General features: G+C 66.9%; 15 protein-coding genes. All 15 read left to right on the top strand.

The window, feature by feature from the left end:
- Positions 1 to 7: 7 nt before the first annotated feature.
- Positions 8 to 733 carry a polyprenyl diphosphate synthase gene (uppS, locus tag AC1RAD_RS14215; RefSeq protein WP_492735499.1) on the top strand — a complete coding sequence of 242 codons (726 nt, stop codon included), beginning with the start codon at positions 8 to 10 and terminating at the stop codon, positions 731 to 733.
- A gap of 24 nt (positions 734 to 757) precedes the next feature.
- Positions 758 to 1,603 carry a phosphatidate cytidylyltransferase gene (locus tag AC1RAD_RS14210; protein ID WP_492735497.1) on the top strand — a complete coding sequence of 282 codons (846 nt, stop codon included), beginning with the start codon at positions 758 to 760 and terminating at the stop codon, positions 1,601 to 1,603.
- Positions 1,600 to 2,787 carry a 1-deoxy-D-xylulose-5-phosphate reductoisomerase gene (gene ispC, locus AC1RAD_RS14205; protein WP_492735495.1) on the top strand — a complete coding sequence of 396 codons (1,188 nt, stop codon included), beginning with the start codon at positions 1,600 to 1,602 and terminating at the stop codon, positions 2,785 to 2,787. Before AC1RAD_RS14210 ends, ispC begins: the two co-directional genes overlap by 4 nt.
- 21 nt (positions 2,788 to 2,808) lie before the next feature.
- Complete coding sequence (gene rseP, locus AC1RAD_RS14200; protein WP_492736208.1) at positions 2,809 to 4,185, top strand: RIP metalloprotease RseP; 1,377 nt, start codon at positions 2,809 to 2,811, stop codon at positions 4,183 to 4,185.
- A gap of 38 nt (positions 4,186 to 4,223) precedes the next feature.
- Positions 4,224 to 6,656: an outer membrane protein assembly factor BamA gene (bamA, locus tag AC1RAD_RS14195; protein WP_062471595.1), complete on the top strand. Its 2,433-nt coding sequence runs from the start codon at positions 4,224 to 4,226 to the stop codon at positions 6,654 to 6,656.
- Entirely contained in the window at positions 6,657 to 7,202 is a 546-nt protein-coding gene (locus AC1RAD_RS14190; protein ID WP_492735493.1) for an OmpH/Skp family outer membrane protein, read from the top strand.
- 14 nt (positions 7,203 to 7,216) lie between these two features.
- On the top strand, positions 7,217 to 8,194 hold the full coding sequence (lpxD, locus tag AC1RAD_RS14185) for a UDP-3-O-(3-hydroxymyristoyl)glucosamine N-acyltransferase (protein ID WP_492735491.1): 978 nt from the start codon (positions 7,217 to 7,219) through the stop codon (positions 8,192 to 8,194).
- A 23-nt stretch (positions 8,195 to 8,217) separates the two neighbouring features.
- Positions 8,218 to 8,673 (top strand): 3-hydroxyacyl-ACP dehydratase FabZ, encoded by a 456-nt coding sequence (gene fabZ / locus AC1RAD_RS14180; RefSeq protein WP_056582588.1) that lies wholly within the window; start codon positions 8,218 to 8,220, stop codon positions 8,671 to 8,673.
- 25 nt (positions 8,674 to 8,698) lie between these two features.
- A complete protein-coding gene (gene lpxA / locus AC1RAD_RS14175; RefSeq protein WP_095745191.1) occupies positions 8,699 to 9,487 on the top strand; it encodes an acyl-ACP--UDP-N-acetylglucosamine O-acyltransferase in 789 nt (262 codons plus the stop codon).
- 10 nt (positions 9,488 to 9,497) lie between these two features.
- A complete protein-coding gene (lpxB, locus tag AC1RAD_RS14170) occupies positions 9,498 to 10,646 on the top strand; it encodes a lipid-A-disaccharide synthase (RefSeq protein ID WP_492735489.1) in 1,149 nt (382 codons plus the stop codon).
- A complete protein-coding gene (rnhB, locus tag AC1RAD_RS14165; protein ID WP_492735487.1) occupies positions 10,618 to 11,349 on the top strand; it encodes a ribonuclease HII in 732 nt (243 codons plus the stop codon). The genes lpxB and rnhB overlap by 29 nt, the downstream gene beginning before the upstream one ends.
- Before the next feature lie 7 nt (positions 11,350 to 11,356).
- Positions 11,357 to 12,142 carry a TrmH family RNA methyltransferase gene (locus AC1RAD_RS14160; RefSeq protein ID WP_492735486.1) on the top strand — a complete coding sequence of 262 codons (786 nt, stop codon included), beginning with the start codon at positions 11,357 to 11,359 and terminating at the stop codon, positions 12,140 to 12,142.
- Positions 12,143 to 12,284: 142 nt separating this feature from the next.
- The gene (gene carA, locus AC1RAD_RS14155) at positions 12,285 to 13,469 is read left to right on the top strand and encodes a glutamine-hydrolyzing carbamoyl-phosphate synthase small subunit (RefSeq protein WP_307693729.1); all 1,185 of its coding nucleotides are present in this window, start codon (positions 12,285 to 12,287) and stop codon (positions 13,467 to 13,469) included.
- Positions 13,462 to 16,710 carry a carbamoyl-phosphate synthase large subunit gene (gene carB / locus AC1RAD_RS14150; protein ID WP_062471576.1) on the top strand — a complete coding sequence of 1,083 codons (3,249 nt, stop codon included), beginning with the start codon at positions 13,462 to 13,464 and terminating at the stop codon, positions 16,708 to 16,710. The genes carA and carB overlap by 8 nt, the downstream gene beginning before the upstream one ends.
- Positions 16,711 to 16,725: 15 nt before the next feature.
- Positions 16,726 to 17,595 (top strand): Kdo hydroxylase KdoO, encoded by an 870-nt coding sequence (gene kdoO / locus AC1RAD_RS14145; RefSeq protein ID WP_492735483.1) that lies wholly within the window; start codon positions 16,726 to 16,728, stop codon positions 17,593 to 17,595.
- The last annotated feature ends 40 nt before the right edge of the window (positions 17,596 to 17,635 follow it).

Here is a 17,635-nt window from a genome sequence, read left to right as displayed (position 1 = left end):
GCTCCGCATGGCCTCCTCGCCGCAGACGACGACCCCTCCGCACCACGTTGCCATCGTCATGGATGGCAACGGCCGGTGGGCCACCAAGCGCTTCCTGCCTCGCGTGGCGGGGCACAAGCAGGGCGTGGAGTCGCTGCGACGCTGCGTCAAGGCCTGCGCCGACCGCGGCGTGGGCGTGCTCACCGTGTTCGCGTTCTCCTCGGAGAACTGGAACCGTCCCCCTGAAGAAGTCTCCGGCCTGATGCAGCTGATGGTCGGGGCGTTGGCGCGCGAAGTGCCGCGCCTCAACGCCGACGGCGTGCGGCTGCATTTCGTGGGCGAACGCGCCGGCCTGTCCGACAAGATAGTGGCCGGCCTGGTGTCGGCCGAGCAGACCACGGCCCACAACACGCGTCTGATTCTCAACATCTGCTTCAACTACGGCGGACGCTGGGACATCGCGCGCGCTGCGGCCAAGCTCGCCGAGCAGGGCCTGCCCATGACCGAGATGAACCTCGATCGCGCCATGGCGCTGGCCCACGTGCCCGACCCCGACCTGTTCATCCGCACGGGTGGCGAGCAGCGGCTGTCGAATTTCCTGCTTTGGCAGAGTGCCTACGCCGAGCTGTTCTTCAGCGACAAGCTGTGGCCCGAGTTCGACGAGGCTGCGCTGGATGAGGCCATTGCCGCGTTCCAGGGCCGCGAGCGTCGCTTCGGCCAGACCTCGGCACAGGTTTCGGCTTCCGCGGCCTGACAACGGCCCGACACCACCTTCCGCATGCTCAAACAACGCATCCTCACGGCGATCGTGCTGCTCGCGATCCTGCTGCCGGCGTTGTTCTATCGAAACCACATTCCCTTCGCCTGCGTGATGCTGGTGTTGATCGGCGCCGCCGCATGGGAGTGGGGGCGCCTGAACGGCTACGGGCAGGGCATGTCGCTGTTCCTGGGCGCCGAGATGGTGGCGCTGTGCGGGCTGTCGTGGTGGCTCGGGCTGCTGGAGCAGCGCCTGTTCCTCATGTGGTCCCTGGCCAGTGCGGCTTGGGTGCTCGGCGGCGCGGCGCTGCTGCGCGTCGCGGTGCCCGGCTGGCCGCGCATTCCGCGCGGGCTGCGGCTGGTGGGCGGCCTGCTGGCGCTGTGGGTCGCATGGCTCGCAGCGGTGCAGGCGCGCATGGTCGGCATCAACTTCCTGCTGTCGATCCTGGTGCTGGTCTGGGTGGCGGACGTGTTCGCCTATTTCGCCGGCCGCGCCTTCGGCCTGAAGTTCACGCGCGCCAAGCTGGCGCCCGCCATCAGTCCCGGCAAGAGCTGGGAAGGTGTCTGGGGCGGCATGGCCGGCGTCATCGTGCTGGCGTTCGCCTGGGTCTGGGCCGACAAGAGCCTGGGCACCACGGTGCCCAGCCTCTACACCCGCCTGCATGAGCGCGGCTGGTGGCTGCTGTTGATCGGGGCGGTGTTCCTGGCGGCGATGAGCGTCGTCGGCGACCTCGTCGAATCGCTGATCAAGCGCAGCGCCGGCGCCAAGGACAGCAGCCGCCTGCTGCCCGGCCACGGCGGCGTGCTCGACCGCGTGGATGCCCTCTTGCCGGCACTTCCCATTGCCATGATGCTGGCTTTCCTGTGAACACTCCCAAACAACGTGTCACGGTGCTCGGCTCGACCGGTTCGGTCGGTGTCAGCACGCTCGACGTCATTGCCCGCCACCCCGAACGCTTCGAGGTGTTTGCGCTCTCGGCGGCCACCAAGGTCGACGAGCTGCTGGCCCAATGCGCGCGCTTCTCGCCGCGTTTCGCCGTCATGGCGAGTGCGCCGCATGCCGCGCTGCTGGCCGAAAAGCTCAAGCAGAACAACCTGTCGACCCGCGTCCTGATGGGCGACGATGCTCTCGAAAGAATAGCGTCAGACGACGAAGTCGACGCCGTGATGGCCGCCATCGTCGGTGCTGCCGGCCTGGCGCCGTGCCTGGCTGCCGCGCGCGCCGGCAAGCGCCTGCTGTTGGCCAACAAGGAAGCCCTGGTTGTCGGCGGCGAGCTGTTCATGCGCACGGTGCAGGAGGGCGGCGCCACGCTGCTGCCCATCGACAGCGAGCATTCGGCCATCTTCCAGTCGCTGCCCGAAGACCCGTCCACCTGGGCGCGGCGCATCGACAAGATCATCCTGACCGCCTCGGGCGGCCCGTTCCGCACCCGCGCGCCCGACACGCTCGGCGCCGTGACGCCCGAGCAGGCCTGTGCGCACCCGAACTGGGTCATGGGCCGCAAGATCTCGGTCGACTCGGCCACGATGATGAACAAGGCGCTCGAGGTGATCGAGGCGCGCCACCTGTTCGGCGTGTCGCCGGAGCAGATCGAGGTCGTCATCCACCCGCAGAGCGTGGTCCATTCGATGGTGCAGTTCACCGACGCCTCCGTCATCGCCCAGCTCGGCACGCCCGACATGCGGGTGCCGATCGCGGTCGGGCTGGCCTGGCCGGAGCGCGTCGAGAGCGGGGCGGCACGGCTCGATTTCCGCCAGATGGGCTCGCTGACCTTCGACGCGCCCGATCCTGCGCTGTTCCCTGGCCTGGGGCTGGCGTGGCAAGCCTTGCGCGCCGCTTCAGGCACCACGGCGGTGCTGAACGCGGCCAACGAGGTGGCTGTGGCCGCCTTTCTTGACCGACGCCTGCGTTTCGATCGCATTCATGCGGTCAATCTGGAAACTTTGGAGGCGGTCATGCCCTCCAAGCCGGCATCGCTGGCCGACCTGCTGGCGCTCGACGCCAGCGCCCGCGAGGCGGCCAATGCCGCTGCGGCACGTTTCGCGGCCTGATTCCCTACTGCGCAGAGGACCCTGATGCTCACCGTCATAGCTTTTGTGGTCGCTCTTGGCGTCCTCATCGCGGTCCACGAATACGGCCACTACCGCGTGGCCGTGGCCTGCGGCGTCAAGGTGGAGCGCTTCTCGGTCGGCTTCGGCAAGGCCCTCCTGCGCTGGCAGCCCAAGCGGCAGCATCCGGGGCAGCAGACCGAGTTCGTGATCGGCGCCTTTCCCTTCGGCGGCTACGTCAAGATGCTCGATGAGCGCGAAGGCCCCGTGGCGCCCGAGGAGCGGCACCGCGCCTTCAACACCCAGCCGCTGCGCTCGCGCGCGGCCATCGTGGCCGCCGGCCCGATCGCCAACCTGCTGCTGGCGGTCGTTCTGTACACGGCCGTCAACTGGATCGGCGTCGACGAGCCTGTGGCCAAGCTGGCCCGGCCGGTGGCGGCGTCGCTGGCCGAGTCGGCGGGACTGCGCGGCGGCGAACACATCACCCAGGCCGGTTTCGATGGCGACCTGTCGCCGGTCCAGTCCTTCGAAGACCTGCGCTGGCGCATGACGCGCGGCGCACTCGACGGCCGCGACCTCACGCTCGAAGTGGCGGGCGAGGGCGGCCGGCCCGGCCGCCAACTGGTCCTGCCGCTGAGCCGCATGGAGGCCAAGGACGCCGATCCGCAGATGTTCCGCAAGATCGGCGTGGTCGCGCCGCTGACCCGCCCCGAGATCGGCGAGGTCATGGCGGGCAGCGCGGCGGAGCGCTCGGGCCTGCGCAATGGCGACCTGGTTCTTACCATCGGCGACACCCCCATCCTCGACGGGCAGCAGCTGCGCGAAGTCATCCGGGCCTCGGTCGATGCCACCGGGCAGGCGCGCACGCAGACCTGGCAGCTCCAGCGCGGCGGCCAGCCGCTCTCGCTCGAAGTCAAGCCGGAAGTGCGCGAAGAGGGCACCACCAAGGTCGCGCGCATCGGTGCCTACGTCGGCGCGCCGCCCGAGATGGTCACGGTGCGCCAGGGCGTCATCGACGGCGTCTGGCGTGGCGTGGTGCGCACCTGGGAGGTGTCCGCGCTCACGGTTCGCATGATGGGCAAGATGCTGATCGGCGAGGCCTCGATCAAGAACCTGAGCGGTCCCTTAACAATTGCTGATTACGCCGGCAAGTCCGCCAGCCTCGGTCTGACGCAGTACCTGGTCTTTCTCGCGCTCATCAGCGTGAGCCTCGGGGTGCTCAACCTGATGCCGCTGCCGGTCCTCGATGGGGGGCACCTGATGTATTATCTTTGGGAGGGCCTGACCGGGAAAAGCGTCTCCGACGCCTGGATGGAACGGCTGCAGCGTGGCGGTGTCGCCTTGCTGCTGGTGATGATGTCGGTCGCACTCTTCAACGACGTCACGCGGCTCTTTGGTTAACTTTCTGCCGGCCCTTTCCGTGCCGGCCCAATTCACAGATGAACACAAACTTCAGTCGCTTTCGCCTGCGTAGCGTTGCCGCGGTGGTGGCCAGCACGCTGGCGGCCACGGCCGCTTGGGCCGTCGAGCCTTTCACGGTGCGCGATATCCGCGTCGAAGGCTTGCAACGCGTCGAGGCCGGCACGATCTTCGGGTCGCTGCCCCTGCGTGTGGGCGACACCTACAGCGATGAACGCGGCTCGGCCGCGATCCGCGCGCTGTTCGACCTGGGGTTGTTCAAGGACGTGCGCATCGACGTCAACGGCAACGTGCTGGTGGTGATCGTCGAAGAGCGGCCCACCATCGCCGACGTCGACTTCGTCGGCGCCAAGGAATTCGACAAGGCGGCGCTGCAGAAGGCGCTGCGTGAAATCGGACTGGCCGACGGCCGCCCGTACGACAAGGCGCTGGCCGACCGCGCCGAGCAGGAGCTCAAGCGCCAGTACGTGAGCCGCAGCCTGTACAACGCGAACGTCGTGACCACGGTCACGCCCATCGAGCGCAACCGCGTGAACCTGACGTTCACCGTGACCGAAGGCGAATCCGCCCGCATCCGCGAAGTGCACGTGGTAGGCAACAAGGCCTTCAGCGAATCGACGCTGCTGAGCCTGTTCGACCAGGACAGCGGCGGCTTCATGAGCTGGTACACCAAGTCGAACCAGTACTCGCGCGCCAAGCTCAACGCCGACCTCGAGACACTGAAGAGCTACTACATCACCCGCGGCTACCTCGAGTTCCGCATCGATTCGACCCAGGTCGCCATTTCGCCGGACCGCAAGGACCTGAGCGTCACGGTGAACATCACCGAAGGCGAGAAGTTCGTGGTGGCGGGCATCAAGCTCGACGGCAACTACCTGGGCCGCGACGACGAGTTCAAGTCGCTCATCACGATCAAGCCCGGCGAGCCCTACAACGGCGAGCAGGTCACCGAGACCACCAAGGCCTTCAGCGACTACTTCGGCACCTTCGGCTACGCCTTCGCCCGCGTGCAGGCGCGTCCGGACATCGACCGCGTGAACAACCGCGTCACGCTCACGCTGCAGGCCGAGCCCTCGCGCCGCGTCTACGTGCGCCGCGTGTCGGTCGGCGGCAACAACAAGACGCGCGACGAAGTGATCCGCCGCGAGTTCCGCCAGTTCGAAGCCTCGTGGTACGACGGCGACAAGATCAAGGTTTCGCGCGACCGCGTGGACCGCCTGGGCTTCTTCACCGAAGTGAACGTCGAGACCCAGGAAGTGCCGGGCTCGCCCGACCAGGTCGACCTGACCGTCAACGTGGCCGAAAAGCCCACCGGCACGCTGCAGCTGGGCGCCGGCTACTCGAGCGCGGAAAAGGTCGCGCTGACCTTCGGCATCTCGCAGGAGAACGTGTTCGGCTCGGGCAACTTCCTGGGCGTGCAGGTCAACACCAGCAAGTACAACCGCACGCTGTCGCTGACCACCACCGATCCTTACTTCACGAAGGACGGCATCTCGCGCACGATCAGCGTGTACCACACGACGACGCGCCCGTACTCTACGAACGAAGACGGCGACTACAAGCTGGTGAACCAGGGCGCCTCGATCCGCTTCGGCGTGCCGTTCAGCGAACTCGACACCGTCTTCTTCGGCGTCGGCCTGGAGCGTTACGCGTTCGACCCGAACCGCTCGGCGCTCGCCGGCCTCACCACGCCGCAGTCGTACCTGAACTACTTCCACTGCGGCAAGGACGCGACCGGCTGGTTCGTCACCAGCTGCGACCAGAAGAGTGTCTGGGGCATCCCGCTGACCGTGGGCTGGGGCCGCGACAGCCGCGACAGCGCGCTGGTCCCGACCACCGGCCGTCTGCAGCGCGCCAACCTCGAGTTGGGCGTGGGCGGCGACATGAAGTACCTGAAGACAAGCTACCAGTACCAGCAGTTCTTCGCGATCAACAAGCAGTACACCTTCGCCATCAACGGCGAAGTGGGTTATGCCAAGGCCTTCGGTGGCAAGGTCTACCCGATCTTCAAGAACTTCTACGCCGGTGGCCTGGGTTCGATCCGCGGTTTCGAGCAGAACTCGCTGGGCCCGCGCGACCAGCCGCTGCTCGGCCAGACCGAAGGCGCGGCACTGGGCGGTACCAAGAAGGCCATCTTCAACGCCGAGCTGAGCACGCCGTTCCCCGGCGCCGGCAACGACCGCACGCTGCGCCTGTACGGCTTCTTCGACGTCGGTAACGTGTTCGGCTCCCGTGCACCCAACGTGACCGACGAGCAATGGAAGGCCCAGAAGAAGCTGCGCGCCTCGGTCGGCCTGGGCATCAGCTGGATCTCGCCGCTGGGCCCGCTGCGCCTGGCCTACGCCTTCCCCGTCAAGTCCCAGAAGGAAGTGACGGATCCCAGCACCGGGTTCGTCGTGATCCCGAAGGATAGAATTCAGCGCCTCCAATTCCAGATCGGAACGTCTTTCTAAATGAAGCATTTGATTCGCGCCGCCGCCGGCGCGTTCCTGATTCCCGCTTTTGCCCTCGTGGCTGCGCCCGCGCAGGCCCAGGAAAGCTTTCGCATCGGTTTCGTGAACCCCGACCGTGTCCTGCGTGAAGCGCAGCCGGCCAAGACCGCGCAAGCCAAGCTCGAGGCTGAATTCCTCAAGCGCGAAAAGGACCTGACCGTGCAGGGCGATGCGCTGAAGATGGCCTCGGAGAAGTTCGAGCGCGAGGCGCCGACCCTGTCGGAAAGCCAGCGCGTCTCGCGCCAGCGTTCGCTGGTCGACCAGGACCGCGACTTCCAGCGCAAGCGCCGCGAGTTCCAGGAAGATCTGAACGCGCGCAAGAACGAAGAGCTCCAGCAGGTCTACGAGCGCGCCAACCGCGTGGTCAAGCAGGTCGCCGAAGCCGAAAAGTACGACGCCATCCTCCAGGAAGCGATCTACATCAACCCGAAGCACGACATCACCGACAAGGTGATCAAGGCGCTCAACGCGTCGGTCGGCTCCTCTGCGCCTGCGGCCGGCAAGTAACGCCGCGAACCGGCGTGTCGCTGCAGCTCGGAGCCATCGTTGACGCCCTCGGGGGCGAGCTTCATGGAGATGCCACGCTGTCCATCGAGCGGCTCGCGCCGCTTCAGAATGCACAGCCCGATGCGCTCAGCTTCCTGAGCCATCCCAAATACCAGCAGGAACTGGCCGCCTCCAAGGCGGCCTGTGTCATCGTGTCACCCGCCATGCGCGACGCTGCCGCGGCGCGTGGCGCTTACATCGTCACGCCCGACCCGTACTACTACTTTGCGCGCCTGACGCAGCTGTGGAAAGCGCACCATGCGCGCCCGGAAGCTGATCGCATCCATCCCTCCGCCGTGATCCATCCCGAAGCCCAGATCGACGCCACCGCGCGCATCGGCGCGCTGTGCGTGGTGGAGCGGGGCGCGCGCATCGGCGCGGGCACCGTACTGAAATCGCGCGTCACCGTGAGCGAAGACTGCACCATCGGCGAGCGCTGCCTGCTGCACCCCGGCGTGGTGATCGGGGCTGACGGCTTCGGCCTCGCGCCGCACCAGGGCGCCTGGGTCAAGATCGAGCAGCTGGGCGCGGTGCGCATCGGCAACGACGTCGAGATCGGCGCCAACACCTGCATCGACCGCGGCGCGCTCGACGACACCGTGATCGAAGACGGTGTGAAGCTCGACAACCTGATCCAGATCGGCCACAACGTGCGTGTCGGCAAGCACACCGCCATGGCGGGCTGCGTCGGCGTGGCCGGCAGCGCCACCATCGGCGCCCACTGCACCTTCGGCGGCGGCGCCATCGTGCTGGGTCACCTCACGGTGGCCGACGGCGTGCACGTGTCGGCGGCGACCGTGGTGACACGCTCCATCCGCAAGGCCGGCCAGTACACCGGCATGTTTCCGATCGATGACAATGCGAACTGGGAAAAGAATGCGGCAACACTCAAGCAGTTGCACAGCCTGCGCGAACGACTGAAGGCGCTGGAAAAAGCCCCCTCGAAACAATGACGACGATGCAGGAACAGAACACCATGACGGACACGACGCTCGATATCCACCAAATTCTCAAGTTGCTGCCGCATCGCTACCCGTTTCTCCTGGTGGACCGGGTGTTGAGCATGGAGAAGGGCAAGCGCATCACGGCGCTCAAGAACGTGACGATGAACGAGCCCTTCTTCAACGGCCACTTCCCGCACCGTCCGGTGATGCCGGGCGTGCTGATGCTCGAAGCCATGGCGCAGGCCGCGGCGCTGCTGTCGTTCCGCTCGCTGGACATCGTGCCCGACGACAACACGGTCTACTACTTTGCAGCCATCGACGGCGCACGCTTCAAGCGCCCCGTGGAGCCTGGCGACCAGCTCACGCTGGAAGTCGAGATCGAGCGCATGAAGGCCGGCATCTCGAAGTTCAAGGGCCGTGCGCTCGTGGGCAGCGAACTGGCGTGCGAAGCCTCGCTGATGTGCGCCATGCGCCAGATCAACAGCTGATCCGGCTCATCGTCTCTTGCAAGGCATGACCCAGGTTCACTCGACCGCGATCGTCGACCCGAAGGCCCAGCTCGACGCCTCGGTGTCGGTCGGTCCCTATACCGTGATCGGCCCGCACGTGCGGATCGGCGCGGGCACCACCATCGGCGCGCACTGCGTGATCGAAGGGCGCACCACCATCGGGCGCGACAACAGGATCTTCCAGTTCTCGTCGCTCGGTGCGATCCCGCAAGACAAGAAGTACGCGGGCGAGCCGACCGAGCTCACCATCGGCGACCGCAACGTGATCCGCGAGTTCTGCACCTTCAACCTCGGCGTGCCCGGGGCAGGGGGCATCACGCGTGTCGGCAACGACAACTGGATCATGGCGTACACGCACATCGCGCACGACTGCCGGGTCGACAACCACACCACGCTGTCCAACAACACCACGCTGGCCGGGCACGTGCACCTGGCCGACTGGGTCACGATCGGCGGCCTGACGGGCATCCACCAGTTCGTTTCGGTGGGCGCCCACGCCATGGTCGGTTTTGCGAGCGCGATCTCGCAGGACGTGCCGCCGTTCATGCTGGTCGACGGCAATCCGCTGGCCGTGCGCGGCTTCAACATCGTGGGCCTGCGCCGGCGCGATTTCTCGGCGCAGCGGCTCGCGGCGGTCAAGCAGATGCACCGCCTGCTGTACCGGCAGGGCAAGACGCTCGAAGAGGCGCGCGCCGCCATCGCCGAGCTCGCGGCGGAGATGCCCGAGGCCGCCGGCGATGTCGCGCTGATGGAGGCCTTCCTCGCTCATTCAACGCGCGGCATCGCGCGCTGACATGGGCGCGATGAGCACGAACGAACAGCGCCGCTTCGCGCTGGTCGCGGGCGAAGCGTCCGGCGACCTGCTCGCGGGTTTGCTGCTCGACGGCCTCGAAGCCCGCTGGCCGGCCTTGCAGACCGTCGGCATCGGCGGCCCACGCATGCTGGCCCATGGCTTCCAGAGCTGGTGGCCGCAGGAAAAGCTGGCCGTACGCGGCTACATCGAGGTGCTTCGGCATTACGCCGAGATCGCCGGCATCCGCCGCCAGCTCAAGGCCCGGCTGCTGCGCGAGCGCCCCGAGCTGTTCATCGGCGTCGACGCGCCCGATTTCAACCTCGACCTCGAAGCCGGCCTGCGCAGCGAGGGCATCAAGACCGTTCACTTCGTCTGCCCCTCGATCTGGGCCTGGCGTGCCGACCGCATCGACAAGATCCGGGCCGCTGCCGACCACGTGCTGTGCATCTTCCCGTTCGAGCCAGAACTGCTCGAAAAGCAGGGCGTGGCCGCGAGCTATGTGGGCCATCCGATTGCCAACGTGATCCCGATGACGCCCGACCGCGCTGCCGCCCGCGCCGCACTCGGGCTGGACCCCGAGGCGCAGGTCGTCGCGCTGCTGCCTGGCAGCCGCCGTTCCGAAATCCGTTACCTCGCGGCCCGCTTCTTCGCTGCTGCGGCGTTGATGCAGAAGGCCAAGCCGAAGCTGCAGTTCATCGCGCCGATCCTGCCGGGGTTGCGCGCCGAGGTCGAAAGCCTGCTGCAGGCCGCCGGCATGGCCGGTCGGGTGAAGCTGTTCGACGGCCAGTCGCATGCCGCGCTCGCCGCCTGCAACGTCACGCTGATCGCCAGCGGCACGGCCACGCTCGAGGCGGCGCTGTTCAAACGGCCGATGGTCATCGCCTACAACATGAACGGGCTCTCGTGGCGCCTCATGCAGCGCAAGCAGCTGCAGCCCTGGGTCGGGCTGCCGAACATCCTTTGCCGCGAGTTCGTGGTGCCCGAACTGCTGCAGGAAGCCGCCTCGCCCGAGGCCCTGGCCAACGCCACGCTCGAATGGCTCGACGCGCCCGCGAAGACGCAGGCGCTGCAACAAAGATTTTCAGCGCTGCATGTGCAATTGCAGCGCGACACGCCCACACTGTGCGCCGATGCGATCCAGAAAGTTCTTGAAGGCTGAGCAGGCCCCGCTGGTGTGGGATGCGCCCGGCCTGATGGCGGGCGTCGATGAAGCCGGGCGCGGGCCGCTGGCCGGGCCCGTGGTGGCCGCGGCCGTGATCCTCGACGACCTGCGCCCGATCCGTGGCCTGGCCGACTCCAAGACGCTCACGGCCCTGCAGCGCGAACGCCTGCACGACCAGATCCTCGCCAAAGCGCTGTGCTGCTCGATCGCCCAGGCCTCGGTCGAGGAGATCGACAGCCTCAACATCCTGCAGGCCACCATGCTCGCGATGCGTCGTGCGGTCGAAGGCCTACGGCTCAAGCCCGTCAAGGTGCTGGTGGACGGCAACCGCCTGCCCCGGCTCGACGTGCTGGCTGAGGCCATCGTCAAGGGCGACGCGCGGGTCAAGGCGATCTCGGCCGCGTCCATCCTGGCCAAGGTGCACCGCGACCGGCTCTGCACGCAACTGCACGACGAATTTCCGCACTACGGCTTCGCCGGCCACAAGGGCTACGGCACGCGCGAGCACCTCGAGGCGCTCCAGCGCCATGGGGCCTGCGTGCATCACCGTCGGTCGTTCAGCCCGGTGGCGGCGGCGCTGGCGCGCACGGCCGCCGCAACTTCAGGCGTCAACGTCATGGCCGGCGAGGTTTCGGTCGCCCACGTGATCGGCGCCGCCGAAAACAACAACGCACGCCTCGATCCGCGCGCCGCCCCTTGAGCCCGCCATGACCACCGACACCGGCCCGAGCCACATCAGCTCGCGCGACAACCCCTTGCTCAAGGATCTGCGCAAGCTCGCCCAGGACCCGGGTGCCTACCGCAAGCTCGGCCGCCTCTGGCTCGAGGGCGATCACCTGTGCCGCGCGGCGCTGGCCCGCGGCGTCCGGCCGGCGGTGGCGGTGTTTTCAGAAGAATTCTGGCCTTCGGCGCCCGCCGAATGGGTGCAGAGTGCTATCAAAACGGTAGTGGTCGCCGACGACCTGCTGCGCGCAGTGAGTGGCCTGGAGTCGCCCGCGCCGATGGGCTTCGTGCTCGACCTGCCGCCGCGGCCCGAAATCCTGCCCGACGCGCCGAGCGTGGTGCTCGACCGCCTGCAGGACGCCGGCAATGCCGGCTCCATCCTGCGCAGCGCGGCGGCTTTCGGCTTCACCCAGGTGATCGCGCTCAAGGGCACGGCCGCGCTGTGGGCGCCGAAGGTGCTGCGCGCCGGCATGGGGGCCCACTTCGGCCTGCGGCTGGTCGAAGGCGTGGACATCGACGCGCTCGATGCGCTGCGGGTGCCGCTGGTGGCCACCAGTTCGCACCGGGGCGAATGGCTGCACAAGGCCAATTTGCCGCACCCCTGCGCCTGGCTGATGGGCCACGAAGGGCAGGGCGTTTCGGCCGCGCTGGAGGCCCGGGCCGCCCATCACATCCGCATCGCGCAGCCGGGCGGCGAAGAGTCGCTCAACGTGGCGGCGGCGGCCGCCATCTGCCTGCACGCAAGCGGAGCAGCCCTGCAGGCCAAATAACACACCCAGTCCGGGCTACAATCGGGGGCTTACTCGCAAATCAGCGTCGCCCGGCCGCCTTCAACGCCAAAATCCCCTTAAGCAGCAGTCCGCAGGCAACGCGCCTGGGGCTCCGGGCGACCGTAACCATCCGGAGAACCCAGTGCTTTTGTCTCTCAAGGGAAGTTTCCCGCCCGCCATCCTGGCGCTCGCAGACGGCACGGTCTTTCTCGGCAACTCGATCGGAGCCGCCGGCTCCACGACCGGTGAAGTGGTGTTCAACACCGCGATGACCGGTTACCAGGAAATCCTCACCGACCCCAGCTACTGCCAGCAGATCGTCACCCTGACGTATCCGCACATCGGCAACTATGGTGTCAACGGCGAGGACATCGAAGCCGACAAGATCCATGCCGCGGGCCTGATCATCAAGGACCTGCCCCTCGTCGCTTCCAACTTCCGCAAGACCGCCACGCTGACCGAGTACCTCGTGTCCGGCAACACGGTGGCCATCGCGAACATCGACACCCGCAAGCTCACGCGCCACCTGCGCACCCACGGCGCCCAGAACGGCTGCATCCTGGGCCTGGCCGCGGGCGAGACCGTGACGCAGGCGCTGATCGACAAGGCCATCGCCGCCGCCAAGGCCGCGCCCAGCATGGCCGGCCTCGACCTGGCCAAGGTGGTGTCGGTCAAGCAGACCTACGAATGGACCGAGACCGAGTGGAAGCTCGGCGCGGGCTACGGCGTGCAGATCACGCCGCAGTTCCACGTGGTTGCGTTCGACTACGGCGTCAAGAAGAACATCCTGCGCATGATCGCGCAGCGTGGCGCGCGCATCACCGTGGTGCCGGCGCAGACGCCCGCGGCCGACGTGCTCAAGCTCAAACCCGATGGCATCTTCCTGGCCAACGGCCCCGGCGACCCGGAACCTTGCGACTACGCCATCAGCGCGGTCAAGGAACTGATCGAGACCGGCATCCCCACCTTCGGCATCTGCCTGGGTCACCAGATCATGGCGCTCGCCTCGGGCGCCAAGACCTTCAAGATGAAGTTCGGCCACCACGGCGCGAACCATCCGGTGAAGGACCTGGACAACGGCCGCGTGAGCATCACCAGCCAGAACCACGGCTTCGCGGTCGACGAGAAGTCGCTGCCGGCCAACCTGCGTCCCACCCACATCAGCCTGTTCGACAACACGCTACAGGGCCTGGCGCGCACCGACAAGCCCGCGTTCTGCTTCCAGGGCCACCCCGAAGCCTCGCCGGGCCCGCACGACATCGGCTACCTGTTCGATCGCTTCACGGCACTCATGGAAAAGCACAAGACGGAGCACAAGAATGCCTAAGCGCACCGACCTCAAATCGATCCTCATCATCGGCGCCGGCCCGATCATCATCGGCCAGGCTTGCGAGTTCGACTACTCTGGCGTGCAGGCCTGCAAGGCGCTGCGCGAAGAGGGCTACAAGGTCATCCTGATCAACAGCAACCCCGCGACGATCATGACCGACCCGGCCACGGCTGACGTCACCTACATCGAGCCCATCACCTGGCAGACGGTCGAGAAGATCATCGCCAAGGAACGCCCCGACGCGATCCTGCCGACCATGGGCGGCCAGACCGCGCTGAACTGCGCGCTCGACCTGTGGCGCAACGGCGTGCTCGACAAGTACACCGGCACGGCCACGAACCGCCCGATCGAGCTGATCGGCGCCACGCCCGAAGCCATCGACAAGGCCGAGGACCGCCTGAAGTTCAAGGACGCGATGACCAAGATCGGCCTGGGCTCGGCGCGTTCGGGCATCGCCCACACGCTCGACGAGGCGTGGGCCGTGCAGAAGACGGTCGGCTTCCCGGTCGTCATCCGCCCCAGCTTCACGCTGGGCGGCACCGGCGGCGGCATCGCCTACAACCCGGAAGAGTTCGAGACCATCTGCAAGCGCGGCATCGAAGCCTCGCCGACCAACGAGCTGCTGATCGAAGAGTCGCTGCTCGGCTGGAAAGAGTACGAGATGGAAGTCGTGCGCGACAAGGCCGACAACTGCATCATCGTCTGCTCGATCGAAAACCTCGACCCGATGGGCGTGCACACCGGCGACTCGATCACCGTGGCGCCCGCGCAGACGTTGAGCGACAAGGAGTACCAGATCCTGCGCAACGCCTCGCTGGCCGTGCTGCGCGAGATCGGCGTCGATACGGGCGGCTCGAACGTGCAGTTCTCCATCAACCCGAAGGACGGCCGCATGGTCGTCATCGAGATGAACCCGCGCGTGTCGCGTTCGTCGGCGCTGGCCTCCAAGGCCACCGGCTTCCCGATCGCCAAGGTCGCGGCCAAGCTGGCCGTGGGCTACACGCTCGACGAGCTGCGCAACGAGATCACCGGCGGCGCCACGCCTGCGTCGTTCGAACCGTCGATCGACTACGTGGTCACCAAGATCCCGCGTTTCGCTTTCGAAAAATTCCCGCAGGCCGACTCGCGTCTCACGACGCAGATGAAGTCGGTGGGCGAGGTGATGGCCATGGGCCGCACCTTCCAGGAGTCGTTCCAGAAGGCCCTGCGCGGCCTCGAAGTGGGCGTCGACGGCCTGAACGAGAAGACGCAGGACCGCGAAGTGCTCGAGAAGGAACTGGGCGAGCCCGGTCCCGAGCGCATCTGGTACGTGGGCGACGCCTTCGCCATGGGCCTGAGCGTCGATGAAGTGTTCGCGCTGACCAAGATCGACCCGTGGTTCCTGGTGCAGATCGAAGAGATCGTGAAGATCGAACTCGAGCTGGAAACCAAGTCGCTCGACGACATCGACAAGGACACGCTGCTCGCTCTCAAGAAGAAGGGCTTCTCCGACCGCCGCCTGGCCAAGCAACTCAAGACCACCGACACGGCCATCCGTGAGAAGCGCCGCGCCCTGGGCGTGCGCCCGGTCTACAAGCGCGTGGACACCTGCGCGGCCGAGTTCGCGACCAACACGGCCTACATGTACTCGACCTATGAAGACGAGTGCGAAGCCGACCCGACCGACAAGAAGAAGATCATGGTGCTCGGCGGCGGTCCCAACCGCATCGGCCAGGGCATCGAGTTCGACTACTGCTGCGTGCATGCCGCGCTCGCCATGCGCGAAGACGGCTACGAGACCATCATGGTCAACTGCAACCCCGAGACCGTGTCGACCGACTACGACACCTCCGACCGCCTGTACTTCGAACCGCTGACGCTCGAAGACGTGCTCGAGATCGTCGACAAGGAAAAGCCGCTCGGCGTGATCGTGCAGTACGGCGGCCAGACGCCGTTGAAGCTCGCGCTCGACCTCGAAGCCAACGGCGTGCCGATCATCGGCACTTCGCCCGACATGATCGACGCGGCCGAAGACCGTGAGCGCTTCCAGAAGTTGCTGCACGAGCTGGGCCTGCGCCAGCCGCCGAACGCCACCGCGCGCACCGAACCCGAAGCGCTCGAAAAGGCTGCGGCCCTGGGCTACCCGCTGGTGGTGCGCCCGAGCTACGTGCTCGGCGGCCGCGCGATGGAAATCGTGCACGAGCAGCGCGACCTCGAGCGCTACATGCGCGAGGCCGTGAAGGTCAGCAATGACTCGCCGGTGCTGCTCGACCGCTTCCTGAACGACGCCGTCGAATGCGACGTCGACTGCATCCGTGACGCCGAAGGCGGCACGCTGATCGGCGGCGTGATGGAACACATCGAACAGGCCGGCGTGCACTCGGGCGACTCCGCCTGCTCGCTGCCGCCCTACAGCCTGAACGCCGACACGGTGGCCGAGCTGAAGCGCCAGAGCGCTGCCATGGCCGCTGCGCTGAACGTGGTCGGCCTGATGAACGTGCAGTTCGCCATCCAGCAGAAGGACGGCAAGGACGTCATCTACGTGCTCGAAGTGAACCCGCGTGCGTCGCGCACCGTGCCTTACGTGAGCAAGGCCACGGGCATCCAGCTGGCCAAGGTGGCGGCACGCTGCATGGCCGGCCAGTCGCTCGCGTCGCAGGGCGTGACCAAGGAAGTCACCCCGCCGTACTTCAGCGTGAAGGAAGCCGTGTTCCCGTTCGTCAAGTTCCCGGGCGTCGACACCATCCTCGGCCCCGAGATGAAGTCGACCGGCGAAGTCATGGGCGTGGGCAAGACCTTCGGCGAAGCCTTCGTGAAGTCGCAGCTGGGCGCGGGCACGCTGTTGCCCAAGTCGGGCAAGGCCTTCATCTCGGTGAAGAACAACGACAAGGCACGTGCCGTCGAAGTGGCGCGCGGCCTGGCCAAGCTGGGCTTCGAGCTGGTCGCCACCAAGGGCACCGCCGCGGCCATCAGCGCTGCCGGCATCGCCTGCGAGACGGTCAACAAGGTGACCGAAGGCCGCCCGCACATCGTGGACATGATCAAGAACAACGAGATTGCCTTGGTCATCAACACGGTGGAAGAGCGCCGCAACGCGATCACCGACTCGCGCCAGATCCGCACCTCGGCGCTGCTGGCGCGCGTGACCACCTTCACCACGATCTTCGGTGCCGAAGCCGCGGTCGAAGGCATGGGCTTCATGGACGAGCTGGGCGTGATCTCGGTGCAGGAGATGCACGCGCAGCTGGCCGCCGCCTGACCGGGCACCGCCATCATGCAAACGCAGCTGGTCGAACTGGGCCTGACTGACTGGAACGCGGCCACGCCCAACGAGGCGTGGATCGCGGAACTGGAAGCCGGCAAGGTGCTGTACTTCCCACGGCTGGGCTTCGAACTGCTGCCTGAAGAGCGCAGCCTGCTGACGCCCGGCCTGCTGTCGCCCGACGTGCGCAACATCAGCCTCGATGCCCACGGCAAGCTCAAGGGCGCCGTCGGTGACGAGGCGGTGCAGCGTGCCACGGCGGCGATGGTGAAGCGTTTTCGCACCCAGGCGCAGCAGCTCATCCATGGGCTGCTGCCGCACTACACGCCGGCCTTGCGCCTGGCGCCGACCAGCTACCGGCCGGCCCAGGTCGAGACGCGCGTGCAATCTTGGCGCGCCGACGACCGGCGCCTGCACGTCGATGCGTTCCCGTCGCGTCCCAACTACGGCGAGCGCATCCTGCGCGTGTTCACCAACGTCAACCCCGACAGCGCACCGCGCGTGTGGCGCGTGGGCGAGCCTTTCGAGGACATCGCCAAGCGCTTCCTGCCGCGAGCCAAGCCCTATGCGCGCTGGCAGGCCAAGCTGCTGCAGGCACTGCACGTCACCAAGTCGTTCCGCAGCGAGTACGACCACCTGATGCTGCAGCTGCACGACGGCATGAAGTCGGACATGGCGTACCAGGAAAACTCGCCACAGGAAACGGCGAAATTCCCGCCGGGTTCGGTGTGGGTGTGCTTCTCGGACCAGACCTCGCACGCCGTGATGGCGGGCCAGTACATGCTCGAGCAGACCCTTCATCTGGCCGCATCGAAGCAATACAATCCCGAATCGAGCCCGCTCGCCATCCTGAGCCGGCTGACCGGACGCACACTCGTCTGATCAATTCCCTCAATCGACCGCCGAACGGCAGCGTTCGGCG

This window comes from Variovorax sp. GW823-FHT04B03 (genome assembly GCF_058796495.1).
Note: the sequence above shows the minus strand (reverse complement) of the source record. Positions and strands in the feature narration are given on the sequence as shown.